This window comes from Candidatus Wallbacteria bacterium, assembly GCA_028687545.1.
Taxonomy (GTDB): Bacteria; Muiribacteriota; JAQTZZ01; order JAQTZZ01; family JAQTZZ01; genus JAQTZZ01.
Map to the genome: position 1 here is coordinate 1 of JAQTZZ010000072.1, position 17,172 is coordinate 17,172.

Genomic DNA, 17,172 nt, shown 5'->3' on the forward strand with positions numbered 1-17,172 from the left:
ATGATGTCTGGTGTTCAATTGACGGCATCAACTGGCAGGAGATTACAAATTCAGCCAGTATTGGAGCAAGAAGCGCTTATTCTCTGGCAAGCTTTGACAGGAAGCTCTGGATTGTAGGCGGCATCAGGCCTGATCACACGATGCTGAGCGACATCTGGGAATCTGAAAATGGCTTGAACTGGATCAGGACAACGGAATTTTCAGGCATGTCTGCTAGGTGCTCCCACCAGCTGATTTACTTCAACAACAAAATGTGGATTATTGCCGGGAACGACGGCATACCGAGGAACGACGTCTGGTACTCAGAACTTGAATCCCCGGCTTTCCCTGTGAATATCTTCCTGAGCACAACTGAAGTCCATGTAGCTCTGGAAAGCGAATTCCAGCTGCCTGGCACTGCCGAGGTCCTGTACAATGGCGGAACCAGTGAAGCTCACGACATCACCTGGTCGCTGACAACGGGCGGAGGTACATTGAACGGAAATGTCTTCACTGCACCTGCTGCAGCTGAGACCGCAGAACTTACTGCAACATACAATGAGAATGACACCACATTGACTACAGAGGTGAGGGTGATCAGCGGGGAGTTTTAAATAATCTCGGAAAAAGCTGAACTACTGGAGCAGGGTCCTGTATAGTTCAGTCAGTTTGGCTTTCTCATTTTCCCAGCAGTATTTTTCCGAAGCCTTGCAGCAGTTTTTTTTCAGGAGCGGATACTGCTGATGATCGTAGAGCATGGAAAGGATGACCTTGGCAAGTTCAATCGGATCATTCCTGAGAAGGACGCTTCCCACGCCCAGCTCCATTGTCCTTTTTTCGGTGAATCCGCCTGCAGGGACAATTACAGGGACTGAAGCCATCAGAAGCTGATAGAAACCTTTCCCTTGAAAGTAGGGATCAGTCTCCTGAGAAAGCAATAACCCGATTGAGGCATCCTTGAGGTAATTTAAAAAATTATCCGCCTTGTTTTTGAAATAATAAACATTCTCAGGCACTTCTCCGGAAATTTCCAGGGCACTGGCTTTGTTCTCCGCAGAATCCGGAAGCACAAATTTCAATTGTGGATTGTAATGAAGAACCTGAGCAGTTTCCAGGAAAAGATCAGTGCCGCGCTGATCAGTATCGAGCAGAAAAATAATTTTATGCCGTTCGCGGGTGAGGTTGAAATCAGCGAACAGGCCGTTCGTGTCAAAATCGCGGAAAAGAGGGGGGCAGGCGGAGATTTCGATGAATTTGTCCTGGAGGCTACTGCAGTTTTCCTGAAATCCCCAAAGATGGGAGATCACTTTCGCTGCTAAAGATAAGCAGATACGATGCAGAAATTTGTATAACCAGAGGAAAGAATTCAAAGGAACACAGTGTGAAGAACCAATTACTTCATAAACAAAGGGTTTTCCGGTTAACAAATGGTAGGCTGATCCAGTCAGGGCAGCGTCAATTCCTGCGCAGTGGACAGCTGCCGGGTTCTGCCTGAAAAGCCTGGCCAGGGCGCGGATGGCTGAAAAAAAAAAGAGGACAGGCGGCTTTTTCCGAGCAAAACCGTCACCCTGACGCTGAATCCGGCTGAAGCCAGAGCTTCAGTTTCAGCGTGGATCCTGTCTGAATGATCACCGCAATGGAGAAAGCTGATTTTATTCATGATAGGATCATTTTATGGCCTGAAATCGAATTTTACAAGTAGGGGTGAACAGCCTTCCGCCTGCACAGAAAAATGATAAAATCTATGGGTAACGCTTGTAATTAAGGCACAGGCGGATATAATAAGTTAGGGGTGAACGGCAGTTCACCCGTACATTTACGGTATAGGAGGCAGTATGGGCAAAATCATGTTTCAAAATCAGGAACTGGAGATAAATGAAGGCCAGAGCATTGGAGAAACCATCCTGGCTCGGTTTCCAAGGTACAAAAAGGAAGCGCTGGCAGTTTCCCTGAACGGAGAACTGCGTGACCTCTCAGCTCATTTCCCCGGCAATCTGGCCGAAAAAGCCAAGGCTGAGATTATTGATTTCGAGAAAACCCAGGGCAAGGAAGTTTTCTGGCATTCCACCTCGCATCTGATGGCACAGGCAGTCAAGCGCATCTGGCCCAAAGCCCAGCTCGCTATCGGTCCGGCGATTGAGGAAGGTTTTTATTATGACATAGACCTGGAATCGCCGATTTCGGAAGAAGACCTCGCAAAGATTGAAGCCGGGATGAGAAAGGTCGCGGAGGAAGATCTGGCGATCAGACGGACGGAACTGCCCATCGACGAAGCCATCGCCAAATTCAGAAGCGAAGACAATAAATACAAGGTCGAAATGCTGGAAGCCTTGAAAACCAAGGGTGAGACCTCTGTCAGTCTCTACTCTCAGGGAGAGTTCACTGACCTCTGCCGCGGTCCTCATCTTTCCAGCACCAGCCAGATGAAGCATTACAAATTGCTCAAAGTGGCCGGCGCTTACTGGAGAGGCGACGAGAGAAATAGAATGCTGCAGCGCATCTACGGAATTTCCTTTCCCAAGAAGAGCCAGCTCGACGAACACATCACCCTGCTCGAGGAAGCGAAGAAACGTGACCACCGTGTGCTCGGTCGTGATCTCAAGCTCTTCATCACTGAGCCTGAGACCGCCGGTGCCGGGCTGATCCTCTATCTGCCTTACGGCACTGCCTTGAAGACCAGTCTTGAGAACTTCCTGAAGGCAGAGCACAGGAGACGTGGCTACCAGATGGTAGCTACCCCGCATATTTACAACGCCAATCTCTGGAAGATCTCGGGGCATTATGGCTTTTACCACGACAACATGTATTTTTTCAACATCGAGGAGGAAGAATACGCAGTCAAGCCCATGAACTGCCCGGGCCATGTGCTGATCTATGGCTCGCAGCTGCACAGCTACAAGGAGCTGCCGATCAAATTCTTCGAACTCGGTACTGTCTACCGCCACGAGAAATCGGGCGTGATGCACGGACTGCTGCGCGTGCGGGGCTTCACCCAGGACGATGCCCATATCTTCTGCCTCCAGTCGCAGCTGAAGGACGAGATCAAGAAGGTGATGGACCTGGCGGATTACCTGATGAAGCTGTTCAACTTCGAATACAAGCTGGAAATCAGCACCAGGCCTGAGAAGTTCATCGGAGAGGTCGCCACCTGGGACCTGGCCACACAGGCTCTTAAGGATGCGCTGGAAGAAATGAAACTGCCCTATGAGATCAACGAAGGAGATGGTGCCTTTTACGGACCCAAGATCGATCTCAAGGTCAGGGATGCGCTCAAACGAACCTGGCAGTGCTCCACCATCCAGGTGGATTTCAACTTTCCTGAGCGCTTCAATCTGCATTATATAGACGAAAAGGGCGAGAAGCAGCGGCCGATCATGGTGCACCGCGCGATCGTGGGCAGCCTGGAGCGCTTCATCGGAGTGCTGATCGAGCATCTCAACGGCAAGTTCCCGTTCTGGCTCTCGCCGGTGCAGATACGTGTGCTGACGATTACAGACAGGCATAATGGCTGTGCACATAAAATATATGAAGAGCTTTTCCAGGCCGGCTACAGGGTCGAGGAAGACCTGCGTTCTGAAAAGGTCAATTACAAGATCCGTGAGGCCCAGATGATGAAAGTACCCTTCATGGTCGTAATCGGAGACGAGGAAGTGGAAAGCGGGAAACTGACAGTGCGGACCAGGGAAGGCGAACATATCAAAGGAATTACACTGGCCGAATTTAAGGAAATGCTGGTTAAGCTGGTAATTTAAAAGTGACTGGTGATTAGAGAATAGTGATTGGTTCTGAATATGTCTTTCTCTTCACCATTCACCATTCACTAATCACTAATCACTAATCACTTCTTTAATGGTTTTCTGCGGGGCGGTTTTTTTGTCTTTGGTTTAGCCGGTGCAGATACTTTTTTAAACTTCAATTCCAGCTGCGGAGTATATCTATCGCAGCTGACGATCGCCACCTCAATGCTCTGCTTGCAGCTGTTGAGGCAACTTTCACAGAGTTCGTTCAGACGCTTTTTATCCTTAGCCATAGTTGTTTCAGGTCGTCGAGGGAATAGCATTTCTGAAGGTCGTTCTCCATACCCAGCTGAACCAGCAGTTCGCAGATCATCCGGACATTCGGGGCGCTGTCGTTGAATTCGCGCTGAAGCCTTAGCAATACTTCATTTCTTTCCATATTCGACTCCTCTGGAATTTTGTGGTTTGTTATACTATCGGTAGATTTAGATACTAATTTTAATCGAATTCACTCAGGAATTGTCACCCAGTCGCCTGCTGGAGCGAATTTTCTGTCTTTTACTCCTGCTCTGTAAAGCATCAGTGTTCTGGATCCCTTGTGGTTGGCAGGGGAAAAGCTGACAGATCCGCTCGCACCATTGGTATTGTATGCAGTGAGGGATTCGTATGCGTCACGGAGTTTCAACCGGGTGGGAGAAGGACCGGCCTTTTTCAGGGCGTCGCAGATGCTCCTTGCCACGATCCAGCCTTGAATGTACTGCATCTGCATTGATTCCGGAGATTTGCGTGTTTTTACGAAATCGTGCATCAGGCGGATTTCCCCGCTGTCATAATCCCAGCACTGGAAGGGAGAAACGGAGATGAAACCCTCGGCTGCGGCTCCGGCCACATCGAAAATCCTGTTGTCCAGGGTGTAGTAAGTACCGAGAAACTGGGCATCAGGCAGGACTTTTTTTCCATCCCGCAGATCAAGCGCGGCCCGCTGCAAAGTATCCTGGATTATCACATAGTCCGGTTTCTTATCAATCAGTTGGTTAAAAATGTCTTCAGCATCTGTGATCAGGGAACTCTGCGGGATCTCTGCCACGATCCCGATTCCCAGCTTTCTGGCCAGATGTCTGCCCTGATCGAGCGGTGATCTGCCGAATCCGCTTTCATGATAAACGATCGCAACCTTGGCTTTCCGGCTTTTCCTCTCGGAATCGGCTGCGATGTATTGCAGAAGCACCTTGAATTCTTCATTGTAAGTAGAGAAAGGATTGAAGGTGAACTTCCTGCAGGGAGAGACCAGCGAATCGGCGAAAGAGGCAGGTACAAAAAGCACTTCACTGGATTCGGCAAGGGATGAGAGCAGAATGCTGTCACCTGTGCCCCAGCCGATCACTGCCAGGACTTCACTGGATTCAACAAATTTTCGGAAAAGCTGCAAGGACTTGGGCACTATGTATTGATAATCACCACTGATCAGACTGATCTTATTGTTCCCGCATCTGCCGCCGGTGTATGAGAGGTAATCTCCGATGCCCTGGAGATAGGAAAGGCAGACATCGCTGGTTGGGCCGGTCTTGTCGAGAATCGCTGCGATCTTGAAATCTCCGGCGATTGAGGGCGCGATAAAAAGCCATGCAAGCAGGATGGTTGTGATTTTAGTCATGAAGGCTCCCTGTGATCGCTGCTTCTTTGGATATCTACATGATAAACCTGGAATAGCGCTTTGACAATCAGAGTCGAGGTTCGAGTCAGGAGAAAAAGAAAAATATCGTTGACAAAGCCTTTTTTGGTATTAATATTGATTTAGATTGTACTGGTCGGAAAATCGTCCGACAATATCACGAATCCTGCGGGAAAAATAAATGTCAATTGAGATCGTAAGACGGGAAAAAAAACTGGACTCCGGCAGTCTGGCCATAATTATTGATATTTCCGGCGATCTGGACTTCGAGGGCGAAGAAATGCTGGCCTCTTTTGTGAGTGAATTTGTAGCTCTGAAAGGAGCCAATGTGGCTTTGAATCTGGAAAAACTGAACTTCACTAACAGTACAGGAATTGCAGTCATCAGGAAATTCTGTGCGGTGGTCATGAAAAATGGCGGAAAGCTGGTGGCCTATGCCCCAAATTCCATGGTGGAAATGGTCATCAAACTCACCAAAGCGGATCTTTTCATCAAGATATTTCCCACTGAATCAGAAGCTCTTAAAAACCTGGCCTGAAAGAAATGTAAACAGGTTCCAGTAAGGCAGAGCTGATATTCCCGATATGGGAAGCGGTCTGTGCTTGAATTTTCTTAGATGGCGGGTATTATTTAAATTATAGGGCCTTTGCTTCTGCGAGGGGGGCATTCGTTTTTGGATGGAAGCGAGCCCATTCCTGAACCTGAAGCTAAAATCGGGTCAGGTCCATTTTGCAGCCTAATGAAGGAGGTGATCAAATGTAGTTAACAAGCGGACAAGGAGGAAATAGAGTATGAGCGTCTACAAGTATGGAGTAGCAAACACAAAAAAAGACTACAGTAAGATCGCTTTCGAGGGGAAAAGAAGTTTCAGGGATTTTCAGGATCCTATTTCCGATTTTCCCAAAGCCGGGATCATCAATTCCATCACCAGCGGTTATATTGAACATGAGCTGGAAGTTGCGAGAAAAATCCAGATCAATCTTCTCCCTTCTCAATGCACCGGGCTTAAAGGGCTGGAATCAGCCTGCTTTTATGAACCGGCGCACATCGTTGGTGGTGATTATTATGACATGCTGGAACTGGATGAGTCCCATAAGGCTTTCCTGATCGGCGATGTTTCAGGTAAAGGCGTGCCTGCTTCGATGCTGATGGTGATGATCAGAAGCATCATCCATTACGCGGCTCAGCACAAAGTGCTGGATAAGACCGAAGCAGTGATTACAGAGCTGAACGAATATCTGCGGAAATGTCTGATGGATTCGATGTTCGTGACGCTTTTCATGGGCGTACTGGATGAGCAGAACGACATGCTTTCATTCTGCAACGCGGGTCATAATTATCCCTTGATCTTCAACGGGGACAAAGAATTTCTGGAATTGAACAGCGGCGGACTGATGCTGGGCATGTTCGACGGGGCGAAATACAGCCGCCAGGAAGCCAGGTTCAGATACGGTGACCTGCTGGCCATGTATACAGACGGCATCACTGACGCCATCGATTCAGAAGGAACCCCGTTCGGTGCAGACAGGCTAAAGAGATTTTTAAGGGATCATTACAGAAAGGGCATTGAATTAAACGCACTCATCGATGAATTCAAGGATTATTACTACTGGTTTGTTGATCCCAGGCAGAAGCTGGATGACGCAACGCTGATACTTTCCCTGAGAAGCCGAGAACAGAATTAAAAAAAGGACTGCAGGTGGATGTTCTGAAAAGGGTCCACCTTTTTTCTTTTAACGAAGTCCTACCATTTTGTTCAAAAACAGTCAGATGCTAGGCGCGCGAGGCCGAGGAGCGAGCTGTACTTAAACGTACTGCGTAGTGACGAGGTCGAGCGCAACGACGCAGATGGCTGTTTTTCAACAAAATGAAAAGACCCCACCTGATCGTGTAAGAATCGTTTCAAACCTGCTCACAGCAGGTTGGTTGTCCCCCCCGGCGTCCAGCAGACTTCGTAGTGTTGCCACCCGTAAGTGTCCTGCCGGATAATCCGGGAGTCGGATTCCCTGAAACAGGGCGTAGGCTTGAAACTTGTCATCTTAAACACGTAAAAGGCGAGGCCTTTACTATCCTGTTTTCATTCTACGAAAAACAGAAGAAAAAATCAAGAGCAATTATTCTGTTTCTACCAGTTGCCAGGATGGTCCGATCTCGCTGGTTGTATGGAAAGTAGTGTCATCATTCGGATACAGGAATCTGCGCGAGGTTGTGAAAACATAGAAACAGTTGATTGTGATGTTGTTGCCTGATCCGACCGGTCGTTCTACTGTCTTGGGCAGGGTCATGATCGTATAGTTGTTCCCCCAGGGATCTGTCATGTTTTTCTCAAGATACATGGGGCAGAGATCATTGATATTCTGCGGCCATTTCTGATAATTGAGATGATAATTGATCGCAGCGTTTCCGATGGTCTTGAAGTCATTGTAAGCCCTGCGCTGGCTGGCTTCGTGAACTGTGGTGAGATAATAGGGATAGGCTATCGCAGACATGATGGAAATGATCACAATTGCGATCATCATTTCCACCAGTGTGAAAGCTTTGTCAGTCGCCGATTTCCACAGTACCAACATAAATTTCCTTTAAAACGGAGGATTTTTCTAAGGCCTCAGTGTCGGTTGGGTTGGGAATGCCTGTCAGGCTGGAGATTTTAATGGTTTTAATGTTTTTCGCAGGATCAGGGTCGAGCTCGTATTTTATTTCCCATTTGTTATGCCACGGATTGTAAGGATAGTTTGTCAGATAACCATCCAGCACCAGATCGTCCATGATTACTTCTCTGGTGCCTGTGTTTGTGGTCTTGTGAAAAGTACCTCTATCCTGAGCTGGCCTTAATTTCAAGGGATCGATCTGGTATTCCAGCAGCCTTTGTTTCAGATCATTCCCTTGACTGAAGGCCTGTGCCATCCTGGTACGTTCGATCTGTTCGATGACTTCCGGGGAAAGCAGGGCTGTCAGGATCAACAGGATGACGAGGGTCATGGCAAGTTCCAGCAGGCTGAAGCCTTTTTTACAGCACATCAGATAAATATATCATAAAACAAGCCGTTTCTGTGGTATGATGGTCCAAGCCCCGGCTGACATTGACAGTGCCGGTGCGCCGGGATAAAATAAAAGACGTCGGGGCGTAGCGCAGCCTGGCTAGCGTACTTGAATGGGGTTCAAGTGGTCGCTGGTTCAAATCCAGTCGCCCCGACCATCTCCTCAATCCGAATTTTGGATCATTACTTCGTTGGCTCATCGTTCGTTCCTCACCGTACCTTTAAGTACGGCTCGTTCACTCACTCTTCGCCGCCTCGTACTGATCTCAAACTTCGGATTGAGGTATGAATGGCGTTTTCTTCCTCTGTACCTCGCTCTACTTCTTTCCCTCGGATTTCTCGATGAACACGTATCCTTTCTCTGTTTTTTGAAGCGTGGTACCGAGCTGGAGCGCTATGTCAGACAGTGCTTCACCGGCTGGAGTATTCTTGAAGGATGCATTGATTCTTTTTTCAGCCAGGCTGCCCGGACAGACTATGTTGATGCCGGTGGTCTTGGCGATGGCCATGATCACAGCATCTGCGGCAGTAGATTTGAAAGTCATCGTGACAGATGCTTCCTTCTGAGGCTTTTTAACTTCTTTCTGTGATTCATTACTTACCGCAACCGCATTTTCCTTAGGTGAATCGACAGTTCCGTGTTCCGAGCATTCCAGGTAATATCCTTTCTCGCGATCCCCGGAGATGAAATACATTCCATAAGCCGGACAGGTTGGGATAGTATTGCCCGGGATCCAGGGTTTAAGGAAATCCAGGCTGAATCCACTTTTATCGATGGGGTCGAGGATTTTGTCTGTGTTCTCCATCAGGACCATTTCCAGGGCTGATTCGAGGGTTCTCATGTTGGCCAGGCAGAGTTCAACAGCAGGGGAAGTGGTTGCTGGTTTAGTGCCGATAGAAACAGCTGCGCCATGGGCATTGAACAGATCGAGAATTTTGCTGGAGGTGAGGCACTTGTCCTTCAGCTTGTTGACCTCAAGATCGACTGCAGTCAGGCCTTCGCTGTTTCTGGCATTGAGATCAGCACCAGCCAGTACTGCAACTTTTACTTTCTGGTAATTGTCCTCATCGACAGCTGAGAACAGTTCATTCTCCTTCGGACCGGCAAAGACCGGCAGGCACAACAGGATCAGCAGAAACACAACAGTTTTTTTCATAAGACCTCCTGAAATTATCTGGGAATATCCTCTCAAATCATTCTTGCCCCAGTAAGCTTCCTTGTCAAATAGAAGAGCCAGACAGTGCAGAGAAATTCCAGGGCCAGGAAAATGTCGTATCTCCCGGTTGCATCTGAGGGATCGTGGCACAGAACAGGCAGAATGATCAACCCGAGATATACAGGCTTGAAGTAATTCCAGCAGGAATTTTCCGGTTTTACAGAAAGGAGGACAGTAACAAAATAATAAAGAGAAAAGGCCAGCAGCGGGAACAAAACCAGGCTTTTGGTGAAAATAATCAAGTCCAGCTTGCCCCCGAAACCCAGAATCACAATCCAGGCTGTGAGGAGAGGGAGCAGGAGATACACAAGAGCGCTCCTGAATCTTGTGCTCAAGATCTGCTCCTGCATTATCGGGAGCGACATGGTGAAATCCGAAATGAATCTCCTTTTTCCGGCTCTGTCGCTTTGCAGACTGAGCAGCATGCTGCCCAAGGCCAGCGAAACAAGTGATGTGACAAGCAGTTGTGCCAGGAAAAAATACTTTGAATATGAGGTGATGTAGATGGTCATCGGGTAAAGCATTGCGGACAGCAGAATCATCAGACAGATCAACACTGCTGCCACAAAGGAATTGCTGAGCTTGATCAGCTCGTATTTCAGCAGGGAATCCGGTTTGAAAAAGTGGATCAGAAGAGGTCTTTTCAGCTCAGCTTCCATTTTCTCAACTGGAATCCTGAAACTCTTGAGATTGTGCCTTTTTCTATGGATCAAACCGCACAGGAACAGGAAAAAGACAAGGACCAGCCCTGGCAGATGGAAGGAGTAATATTGCCAGGGGATGTCGTGGAAGAAACAGATTTTTGACAGATGCCAATAGGAGGTATCAGGGTTAATAAAAATTTGGAATGGATTATAGGAGTCTGTGAAAGATGTCAGAATAAACTGTGAGCGCTGCAGCACTGAAAAGAGAATCAATCCCCCGGTAGCCGCCGAGGCGATCCCGGCAAAACTCTCTGCCGAAAGGATCACAGTCGAAAGTACCAGACCCCATACGCCTGCATTGAAAAAAGTATAGAAACAACCTGCTGAGAAATCATTCAAGCTGCGGTAATTGCTCAGATCCAACTGTTCATAGACAGACTTTCGATACTTCTGCTCAGCCTTCCAGCGCCCTACGATTCGGGTATACACATCTAGTGCGGTGGCATTTTCGCTCATTTTATACCTTCTTATGTAATACCTGACTTCTAATGGATCTATCAATGATTTTATCAGATAAATACTCTGCACTTGGATCCCAAGGTTGTCTATGCATTCTTCCGGATTCCTGGCCAGGCGGATATCTCTTTCCGTATAACCGCTTCCCCGGTCCGCGATTTCGAACACTCTGGTCAATGGCGAGACGGCCAGATTAAGGGAAAGAGAATAAACCCCTGCCGCAATCAGGAGAGTCAATACAAATGAGAGAGCGATGCTTGAAGTTGTTACAGGCAGATGCCAGAAAGAATTTTTTTCCTTGATGAAAAGTGACAGTTTGAAGCTTGAGGTCACCATTAACAGGATTGCCAGGATATAGACGGAATTCTGCAGAATGCAGTATCTGCCGTCTTCCTGAAAAAGAATGTCCCTGTCAGGTAATAGAAACAGCAGGGAAAATGTCAGTATTGACAGGATCACTGATGCTAAAATCTCTTTCCTGATCAGGCTCAGATAAATTTTCGTCAATTTGAACACCTTCATGTTTCCCCCCTCATCTGGCCAATGCCAGATAAATCTCTTCCAGAGTGGCAGGCCTGATTTCATTGATTTTGGCATTTCTCTCCAGGTCTTTGGCAGCGACTGAAGGGATCACGACTTTGGCCCAATTGTCTCCTTTTTCAAGCACGATCGTGTCCGGATGTTCTCCTCCTGTAATCAGAGCACAGGAAAACTTTGAGAGCAGAGAATCGAGCTCCTGGCATTCTTTGAAAACACCATCCCTGAGGATTGCGATCCTGTCGCAGACCCGCTCGATCTCGCCGATGAAATGGGAAGAAAGCAACACGCTCGTTCCATTGTCCGCCGCCTCCCGGATGATGGCTGCCAGGATTTCCTTGTGGGTAGTGATATCCAGGCCTGCGGAAGGGTCGTCCAGGATCAGGACTTGAGGTTTGTGTCCGAGCGCCAGTATCAGGCAGAGCATGCTGCGCTGGCCGAATGAGAGGTCGGCGATCCTCTGGTTGTCAGCGATCCCAATCCTTTTCCGGTTTTTTTCCACCAGAGTGTCGTCCCATTCCTTGTAGATTCCCTTGCAGAAAGCAATGATTTCCGAAACTGTCATCCAGTCATAGAGGTCACGGTTTTCCGGAAGATATCCGACCCTGTTCATCAGCTCAACATGATCCCGGATTGGAGAAAGCCCCAGAATTGAGATCTCGCCTGCATCGTGTTCCAGAAGTCCGACCATGATCCTGATCAGGGTGGTTTTACCTGCCCCGTTCTGCCCCAGCAGTCCCAGGATCGAACCAGAACCGAGTTCCAGATTGATTCCGTTCAAGACCCTCTTGTCCAGGAATTTTTTTCTGATATCCTTCAGCTGAATTGTGATTTTATCCATAAAAGCTCCTTTCATTTTAATTTATCTTGATCCCGTTTTCAGAAGCGGGTTTTCCGCATACTGCCTGTTTGCATGTGAATTGCCCTTCAGCAGTCCGAGAATTTCGTGATTCCCGGTTCGTTCCGCCAGACTGAAGGAATCATAGCCGAATCTGTCGGATTCGAATTTTCTGGCGCCTTTTGAAAGGAGCAGAGTCACGCTCTGCAGCAGGTCATTGGCGACCGCATAGAGGAGGGCTGAAGCGCCATTGCAGTCCTTCACGAAGATATCCGCCCCTTTGTCGATCAGCATTTTCACTGCTTCCTCGTTTTTTTCAGCCAGAGCGTGCATCAGGGGAGTGACTCCCCGCCTGTCTGGTCTGTCCAGATTGATTTTCCTGTCTATGATCAGCTTGAAAATCCTGTTGTCGTTTCTCAGAATGGCATGAATCAGGACTGTAGTTCCTTCATTGTCAGCTGTCTCTATGTCAGCCTTGACTTCGTTCTCAAGCAGCATTTTTATCAGGTCAGGAGAATCCGATTTGATGGCCTTGATCAGTGCCGTCTCCCCGTTGAATCTGTCCCTGGCTTCGGGATCAGCCCCAAGTTTCAGAGCTTCCCGGGCTTCGTTCTGATTCCCGTTTTCCGCTGCCTTGAGCAGATTGGCATCCATTGTGGAGGCTGATGCGACGTACACCATGAGAATGATCGCGAGCAGAGTGATTTTCTTCTTCATATTTCCCCCTTGTCCACTTATTTAATATTTTTTCCGCTTGTGACCAGGTCATACCTGTCTCTGATTCTGCTGATCAATCCTTCTTCACTTACTGAAGTGCGATGCGCTTCCTGCACCAGTTCGTCGATTTTCCCCTGCAAAAGGTCCAGGCTGATCTTTTTCGCTACTTCAGGAGCGCAGGTTGTCACAAATGTTCCCATCCCCCGTCTTTTTTCCACTATTTTCATCAGTTCCAGCTCATAATATGCTCTGACTATGGTGTTTGGATTTATGACCAGAGTTTCGGCAAGTTTCCGGACAGAGGGCAGTTCCTCGTCAGGTTTGAGTTCACCTGTGACGATCTTCTGCGCCACCTGATTCACCACCTGCTGGTAAATGGGCTGGTCGTCTTTGAAGTTCAAGGAGAACATGATTTCACCGCCTTCCAGAAATTTCACTGTTTCACTGTACTAATTATATAATACACTAAAACAGCGACACAGTCAACAGTAAAAATAAATATTTTTTTACATACGAAAATCATGGTTCAAAAGGCTTGAAAGCATTGGATTCAGTTCAATTGATTTTCGTCGAAATATTCATTCGGGATGGGACTGATCGTGACTATGAAGCTGCATTTATGATTGGTTTTGATATCATCCACCAGAAAATCGTCTGATTTGAAGAGTCCGTCATAAGTAAGTTTCCCGCGGATTTTTTTGTCTGACCCCACCACAATGTTCTCAACCACTAGATTTCCTCCCAGGTTGACGTCTGCATCTGCATCCGGGGCCTTGCAGCAGATTCCTGCTCTCATGGGAGCGTTCCCGATGGTCACAGTATCCTGGCAGACAAGGGAAAGCGCGGTTTTCTGCTTGAAAAATGGGTTTTTCTCCGGTTCGTATTTTGAGCCTTTCAGTTTCTGCTGTTTTTCGGAGATGAGCATGCCGGGGTTGTTCATGATCAGGTTCAGATCCTTTGTCTCTGTAATTTCCAGCACGCCTTCTGGGTAGAATTTATTCCCGTCCAGAAGTGTTTTATCCTTTGCCGGATCGCCTACTCTGCGGGTGACGCCCAGCCTGAAGCTATCCTTGATGACTGTGGAGAATTTTTCCAGATTCTTGGCTGATTTCAGATTCTGGCTGAGATCAATCTCAGATGCGCCGCTGCTCCATGAAGACCAGGTGGTGTTCCGCATCTTGACCTGATAATTCCCCTTGACAACGGGCTTGGCTTCCGCGATTTTCGCCATGTCGTTGACATCCCAGCACTTATCATCGTCCCATTTCTGGTAATGATGGACGCAGGGGATCTTCAGCAGCACATCCATTCCGTCTCCCGCTTCCTGACAGCGCATGGTAGTGGCAGGTTCGAAAAACGGCACTGTGCCTGAATCCGCTTTAGCTTCAGCTTCATACTTGAAACATACCCAGGCCTTGCGTACATTCCCGTAAATCGGACATGGCCTGGAACAATTCTCGTAGAAAAGGTGAGTTCTCCCGTCTTCGAGCCCTGAGTTGAAAAAAGGGCCATTTTCCTGCTTCAGGATCTGGTGCTTGAATTTCGCAAACGGGATGTAATCTCCACAGGTTTTTCCTGAATCATCGAAGGGCGTGGCATCCTCAAGCTTGCAGCCGCCGCCGGTGTTAAGAAGGACTTTGGATGTGCTTTTCTGGTGGACAGTCTCACTGCAATCGAAACAGGCCGGCCCTGGACCATGCTTGTCCTGGCCGCCGGTCAGGAACTGAAGCTCGTTTTCCTTTTTCTTTTCGCTCAGCCGCTCGTTTTTCTCCCAGGGCTCATTGTCAGGAACAAAGGGCTCTTCCGGCTTAAAGGCACTGTCTTTGTTCTCGTCCCACCCCGGGATCAGCGATTCAGGGGAATTGGCTTTTGTCAGGTCATTGAGCAGATCGCATTTCGGGTCTTTGATGCTTTTCTCCCAGTCCTCGTGTCCGGAATATCTGCCGCACAACCTGATCACGGCTTCCTTTCCGTCATTGCCGATGGAAATCCCGTCGCTTTCCTCTCCGTTTTCAGGTTTGAAATTCACGAAAAAATGCTCGCCGTTGTTGAAGTCTTTTTCCGGATCATTGATTTTAGCCACCATCATCACATAGCGGAGCCCCACCGGCCTAACATCAGCCACTTTCACGTCAAAGCACTGGATGATTTTTTTGGTGAAATTCAATTTTTTGCTGCCTGCCCCAGTGTATTCCAGTGAAACTGCGATCGAGAGTCTGCGGGTTCTGTCACCGTATTTATCGCCGAGATTTTTTTGAAGCAGGAGGCATTTGGAGACTGTAGTTTCGATTTTCTTGACTTTGTAGACTCCGCTGTCAACGGAATTGCCGCTGTCTGCGGCGTTCAAGGTCACGGACAGATCGTCCAGGGCTTTTTTATAGGGGTCTTTAAGATCCTGGTAATCCAGGAAGTCTTTTTTTTCTTCGAGAGCTGTCATTACCTTCCGGACTTCCTCATTTTTGCCGTTCATTCCTTCCTTGATCTGGGCCAGGGTAGCCTGAATTGCGGCATCTGCCAGATATGTAGCTCTCAGATGGTCTGCGCTGCGATAAGTGAAGCGGAATTCATTGATGGCTGACTTGTTCATGAACACGCCGAGTATGAACAGGACAAGCAGCAGAACAAGGACCAATGGAAGCACAATACCGCGTCTGTTCATGTTACCCCCCTCACTTCTGAATTCCGCTTACACTGAAACGGAAAAGGCTACTTTTTCTGAGCCGGAAGCACTACGGGGTAGTAAGAGCGGATCAGAGGGCGTTTGAGTACTTTCTTTTCGCCCGAGGAATTATCGACTGTCCACCATTTGTTGTAAACATCCTTCTGAACCAGGATTCCGGTATGGCGTGGTCTGTCACCTGAAGATTTGGTCCAGTAAACGACTTCGCCCTTATCGTAATTCTTGCCTACATCCTGCCAGCCCAGTTTCTTCAGGTCTGCCCGCAGTCCTACGCAGGCCAGGTTGATTTTCTGGACACACTGACCTTTTTTCAGGATCGCGCTGACTACTGCAGCGCACGCCAGGACTCCGTTCTGCGTGGCAGCGGTATAGCAGGTGGTGCCGTAAACGACTTTACCGCTTTTACCTGAAACTGCAAGCGCCAGTTTGGCGATTTCGTCACCGGAAACGCCGCCTGCGCGCTCGTCTCCGACCGGAGCACTTTTAGAGGCTCCCACGGTTTCCTGGATTATTTCTCCACTGTCATTGAGATGCGCGTAGTCAAGGCCTGTCTGTTCGCTTTCCGGAATGTTGTCCGAGGGAACTGAGTCGCAGTATTCGAAGTCGCTGTCGTCCTGGATAGGAGCGCTTTTGGAGTTGCGGTTCCCCGCATCCATTAGCTTGTCTGTCAGCTGATCCTTGAGCTGGTCGATCCTGTCGAAAATAAGTTTTTTCTGTTCCGGGTCTGCGGACTGCAGTGAATTGAGCTCGTCCTGGATCTGCTGGAGAAGCTTATTGACAGCCTGTGCGGCTGAGTCGGAAATGGCGTCCGGATACTTGGAGCTCATTTTCTGCATGTAATCGAATGTTTCAAAAAGGATATTCTCCTGAATGGAGTCCGGATCTGCCTTGACCATGAACTGGGCCTGGAAAGCAGGGTCATTCTCCATGCTTCTGGATAGATTTTTCAGGTCCTCAAGATTGGAAAAACCGGCTGAGAATAATGCCGAAGAACAGATCAGAACGATGATCACTAGAAGGCCTGCAAACTTCATACTCCCTCCTTGTATTCTACTCTTTACTAAGATATGATCACAAACTTAATTCCCCATCAAAGTGCAGGATATTCGGACGGGCTCTCCCGGCCCATAAATAAATTATACCTATACTGATCTGCTTGTTCAAGATAATTCATGTAACAGGGAGTAACAAATTGTAACAAGTTGTTTCGGAATTCCAGATCAGCTGATAAGATTAAGACTAATTAAATGGCAGCTGGGAGAATAAAATGAAAATCCTGATCGTGGATGGCTTCAACCTGATTTTCCGTGGATTTTTTGCCATGTTCAAGAGTAATCTCAGGAACCGCTCCGGCTTTCCCACAGGTGCTATCCACGCTTTCTTCAACATGCTCCTGAAAGCGAGCTCAGATCTCGCTCCGGACCGATGCCTGGTTGCACTCGATACAGGTAAGAAAACCTTCAGGCATGAAAAATTCGAAGGGTACAAGGCTAAAAGGCTGTCCCCTCCCGGAGAACTGGTGCAGCAGATCCCCAGGATCAAGGAACTGATTCCTCTGATGGGCTGGGTGCCTGTGGAAGCAGAAGGCTTAGAAGCT

At 48.2% G+C, this 17,172-nt stretch carries 19 protein-coding genes and 1 tRNA gene; 6 read left to right on the top strand and 14 right to left on the bottom strand.

The genetic code is table 11. The features are described 5' to 3' along the window. On the top strand, positions 1–593 hold a 593-nt coding region (locus PHW04_17845; GenBank protein ID MDD2717753.1), incomplete at its 5' end, for a hypothetical protein. 21 nt (positions 594–614) lie between these two features. Here PHW04_17845 and PHW04_17850 read toward each other — a convergent pair. Together PHW04_17850 and PHW04_17855 are read right to left on the bottom strand one after the other, a co-directional pair. Continuing rightward, positions 615–1,286, bottom strand: a complete 672-nt coding sequence (locus PHW04_17850) for a hypothetical protein (protein ID MDD2717754.1) — start codon at positions 1,284–1,286, stop codon at positions 615–617. Positions 1,287–1,423: 137 nt separating this feature from the next. Then, the gene (locus PHW04_17855) at positions 1,424–1,639 is read right to left on the bottom strand and encodes a hypothetical protein (protein ID MDD2717755.1); all 216 of its coding nucleotides are present in this window, start codon (positions 1,637–1,639) and stop codon (positions 1,424–1,426) included. Positions 1,640–1,814: 175 nt separating this feature from the next. Here PHW04_17855 and thrS point away from each other — a divergent pair, with 175 nt between their 5' ends. Continuing rightward, positions 1,815–3,731, top strand: a complete 1,917-nt coding sequence (gene thrS / locus PHW04_17860; protein MDD2717756.1) for a threonine--tRNA ligase — start codon at positions 1,815–1,817, stop codon at positions 3,729–3,731. 86 nt (positions 3,732–3,817) lie between these two features. On the opposite strand, the gene PHW04_17865 is transcribed toward thrS, so the two are convergent. The 3 genes from PHW04_17865 to PHW04_17875 form a co-directional block, all read right to left on the bottom strand. Further along, complete coding sequence (locus PHW04_17865; GenBank protein MDD2717757.1) at positions 3,818–4,009, bottom strand: hypothetical protein; 192 nt, start codon at positions 4,007–4,009, stop codon at positions 3,818–3,820. Next, positions 3,985–4,155, bottom strand: a complete 171-nt coding sequence (locus tag PHW04_17870; protein MDD2717758.1) for a hypothetical protein — start codon at positions 4,153–4,155, stop codon at positions 3,985–3,987. Before PHW04_17870 ends, PHW04_17865 begins: the two co-directional genes overlap by 25 nt. 69 nt (positions 4,156–4,224) lie before the next feature. Next, positions 4,225–5,370, bottom strand: coding sequence for an ABC transporter substrate-binding protein (locus tag PHW04_17875; GenBank protein ID MDD2717759.1), 1,146 nt, complete (start codon positions 5,368–5,370; stop codon positions 4,225–4,227). Between the two features lie 199 nt (positions 5,371–5,569). On the opposite strand from PHW04_17875, the gene PHW04_17880 reads away from it, so the two are divergent. Continuing rightward, positions 5,570–5,926 carry an STAS domain-containing protein gene (locus PHW04_17880; protein MDD2717760.1) on the top strand — a complete coding sequence of 119 codons (357 nt, stop codon included), beginning with the start codon at positions 5,570–5,572 and terminating at the stop codon, positions 5,924–5,926. Between the two features lie 253 nt (positions 5,927–6,179). Beyond that, complete coding sequence (locus tag PHW04_17885; GenBank protein MDD2717761.1) at positions 6,180–7,073, top strand: PP2C family protein-serine/threonine phosphatase; 894 nt, start codon at positions 6,180–6,182, stop codon at positions 7,071–7,073. Between the two features lie 429 nt (positions 7,074–7,502). Here PHW04_17885 and PHW04_17890 read toward each other — a convergent pair whose 3' ends face one another. After that, a complete protein-coding gene (locus tag PHW04_17890) occupies positions 7,503–7,958 on the bottom strand; it encodes a prepilin-type N-terminal cleavage/methylation domain-containing protein (protein MDD2717762.1) in 456 nt (151 codons plus the stop codon). Continuing rightward, complete coding sequence (locus PHW04_17895; GenBank protein ID MDD2717763.1) at positions 7,930–8,406, bottom strand: prepilin-type N-terminal cleavage/methylation domain-containing protein; 477 nt, start codon at positions 8,404–8,406, stop codon at positions 7,930–7,932. Before PHW04_17895 ends, PHW04_17890 begins: the two co-directional genes overlap by 29 nt. Positions 8,407–8,506: 100 nt before the next feature. Between PHW04_17895 and PHW04_17900 the strand changes: the two genes are divergently transcribed. Beyond that, positions 8,507–8,584 (top strand) — tRNA-Pro (locus tag PHW04_17900). A 159-nt stretch (positions 8,585–8,743) separates the two neighbouring features. Here the strand turns inward: PHW04_17900 and PHW04_17905 are convergent. From PHW04_17905 to PHW04_17935, 7 genes are all read right to left on the bottom strand, one after another. Continuing rightward, entirely contained in the window at positions 8,744–9,583 is an 840-nt protein-coding gene (locus PHW04_17905) for a hypothetical protein (protein MDD2717764.1), read from the bottom strand. A 32-nt stretch (positions 9,584–9,615) separates the two neighbouring features. Beyond that, positions 9,616–11,325 carry a hypothetical protein gene (locus PHW04_17910; GenBank protein MDD2717765.1) on the bottom strand — a complete coding sequence of 570 codons (1,710 nt, stop codon included), beginning with the start codon at positions 11,323–11,325 and terminating at the stop codon, positions 9,616–9,618. Between the two features lie 10 nt (positions 11,326–11,335). Further along, positions 11,336–12,181 carry an ABC transporter ATP-binding protein gene (locus tag PHW04_17915; GenBank protein ID MDD2717766.1) on the bottom strand — a complete coding sequence of 282 codons (846 nt, stop codon included), beginning with the start codon at positions 12,179–12,181 and terminating at the stop codon, positions 11,336–11,338. A gap of 21 nt (positions 12,182–12,202) precedes the next feature. Continuing rightward, the gene (locus tag PHW04_17920; protein MDD2717767.1) at positions 12,203–12,895 is read right to left on the bottom strand and encodes an ankyrin repeat domain-containing protein; all 693 of its coding nucleotides are present in this window, start codon (positions 12,893–12,895) and stop codon (positions 12,203–12,205) included. A gap of 17 nt (positions 12,896–12,912) precedes the next feature. Then, a complete protein-coding gene (locus PHW04_17925; GenBank protein MDD2717768.1) occupies positions 12,913–13,332 on the bottom strand; it encodes a GntR family transcriptional regulator in 420 nt (139 codons plus the stop codon). 113 nt (positions 13,333–13,445) lie between these two features. Further along, positions 13,446–15,554: a hypothetical protein gene (locus PHW04_17930; protein MDD2717769.1), complete on the bottom strand. Its 2,109-nt coding sequence runs from the start codon at positions 15,552–15,554 to the stop codon at positions 13,446–13,448. A 47-nt stretch (positions 15,555–15,601) separates the two neighbouring features. Next, positions 15,602–16,609 (bottom strand): hypothetical protein, encoded by a 1,008-nt coding sequence (locus PHW04_17935; GenBank protein MDD2717770.1) that lies wholly within the window; start codon positions 16,607–16,609, stop codon positions 15,602–15,604. 233 nt (positions 16,610–16,842) lie between these two features. Between PHW04_17935 and PHW04_17940 the strand changes: the two genes are divergently transcribed. Continuing rightward, the coding region (locus tag PHW04_17940) for a DNA polymerase I (GenBank protein MDD2717771.1) at positions 16,843–17,172 on the top strand (330 nt) is incomplete at its 3' end.

What these genes read in the sequence shown, in the direction of transcription:
- PHW04_17890 (MDD2717762.1), bottom strand. Translation starts at nt 7,958, where the DNA reads ATGTTGGTACTGTGGAAATCGGCGACTGACAAAGCTTTCACACTGGTG.
- PHW04_17880 (MDD2717760.1), top strand. Translation starts at nt 5,570, where the DNA reads ATGTCAATTGAGATCGTAAGACGGGAAAAAAAACTGGACTCCGGCAGT.
- PHW04_17865 (MDD2717757.1), bottom strand. Translation starts at nt 4,009, where the DNA reads ATGGCTAAGGATAAAAAGCGTCTGAACGAACTCTGTGAAAGTTGCCTC.
- PHW04_17930 (MDD2717769.1), bottom strand. Translation starts at nt 15,554, where the DNA reads ATGAACAGACGCGGTATTGTGCTTCCATTGGTCCTTGTTCTGCTGCTT.
- PHW04_17905 (MDD2717764.1), bottom strand. Translation starts at nt 9,583, where the DNA reads ATGAAAAAAACTGTTGTGTTTCTGCTGATCCTGTTGTGCCTGCCGGTC.
- PHW04_17895 (MDD2717763.1), bottom strand. Translation starts at nt 8,406, where the DNA reads ATGTGCTGTAAAAAAGGCTTCAGCCTGCTGGAACTTGCCATGACCCTC.
- PHW04_17920 (MDD2717767.1), bottom strand. Translation starts at nt 12,895, where the DNA reads ATGAAGAAGAAAATCACTCTGCTCGCGATCATTCTCATGGTGTACGTC.
- PHW04_17915 (MDD2717766.1), bottom strand. Translation starts at nt 12,181, where the DNA reads ATGGATAAAATCACAATTCAGCTGAAGGATATCAGAAAAAAATTCCTG.
- PHW04_17870 (MDD2717758.1), bottom strand. Translation starts at nt 4,155, where the DNA reads ATGGAAAGAAATGAAGTATTGCTAAGGCTTCAGCGCGAATTCAACGAC.
- PHW04_17875 (MDD2717759.1), bottom strand. Translation starts at nt 5,370, where the DNA reads ATGACTAAAATCACAACCATCCTGCTTGCATGGCTTTTTATCGCGCCC.
- PHW04_17855 (MDD2717755.1), bottom strand. Translation starts at nt 1,639, where the DNA reads ATGAATAAAATCAGCTTTCTCCATTGCGGTGATCATTCAGACAGGATC.
- thrS (MDD2717756.1), top strand. Translation starts at nt 1,815, where the DNA reads ATGGGCAAAATCATGTTTCAAAATCAGGAACTGGAGATAAATGAAGGC.
- PHW04_17910 (MDD2717765.1), bottom strand. Translation starts at nt 11,325, where the DNA reads ATGAAGGTGTTCAAATTGACGAAAATTTATCTGAGCCTGATCAGGAAA.
- PHW04_17935 (MDD2717770.1), bottom strand. Translation starts at nt 16,609, where the DNA reads ATGAAGTTTGCAGGCCTTCTAGTGATCATCGTTCTGATCTGTTCTTCG.
- PHW04_17885 (MDD2717761.1), top strand. Translation starts at nt 6,180, where the DNA reads ATGAGCGTCTACAAGTATGGAGTAGCAAACACAAAAAAAGACTACAGT.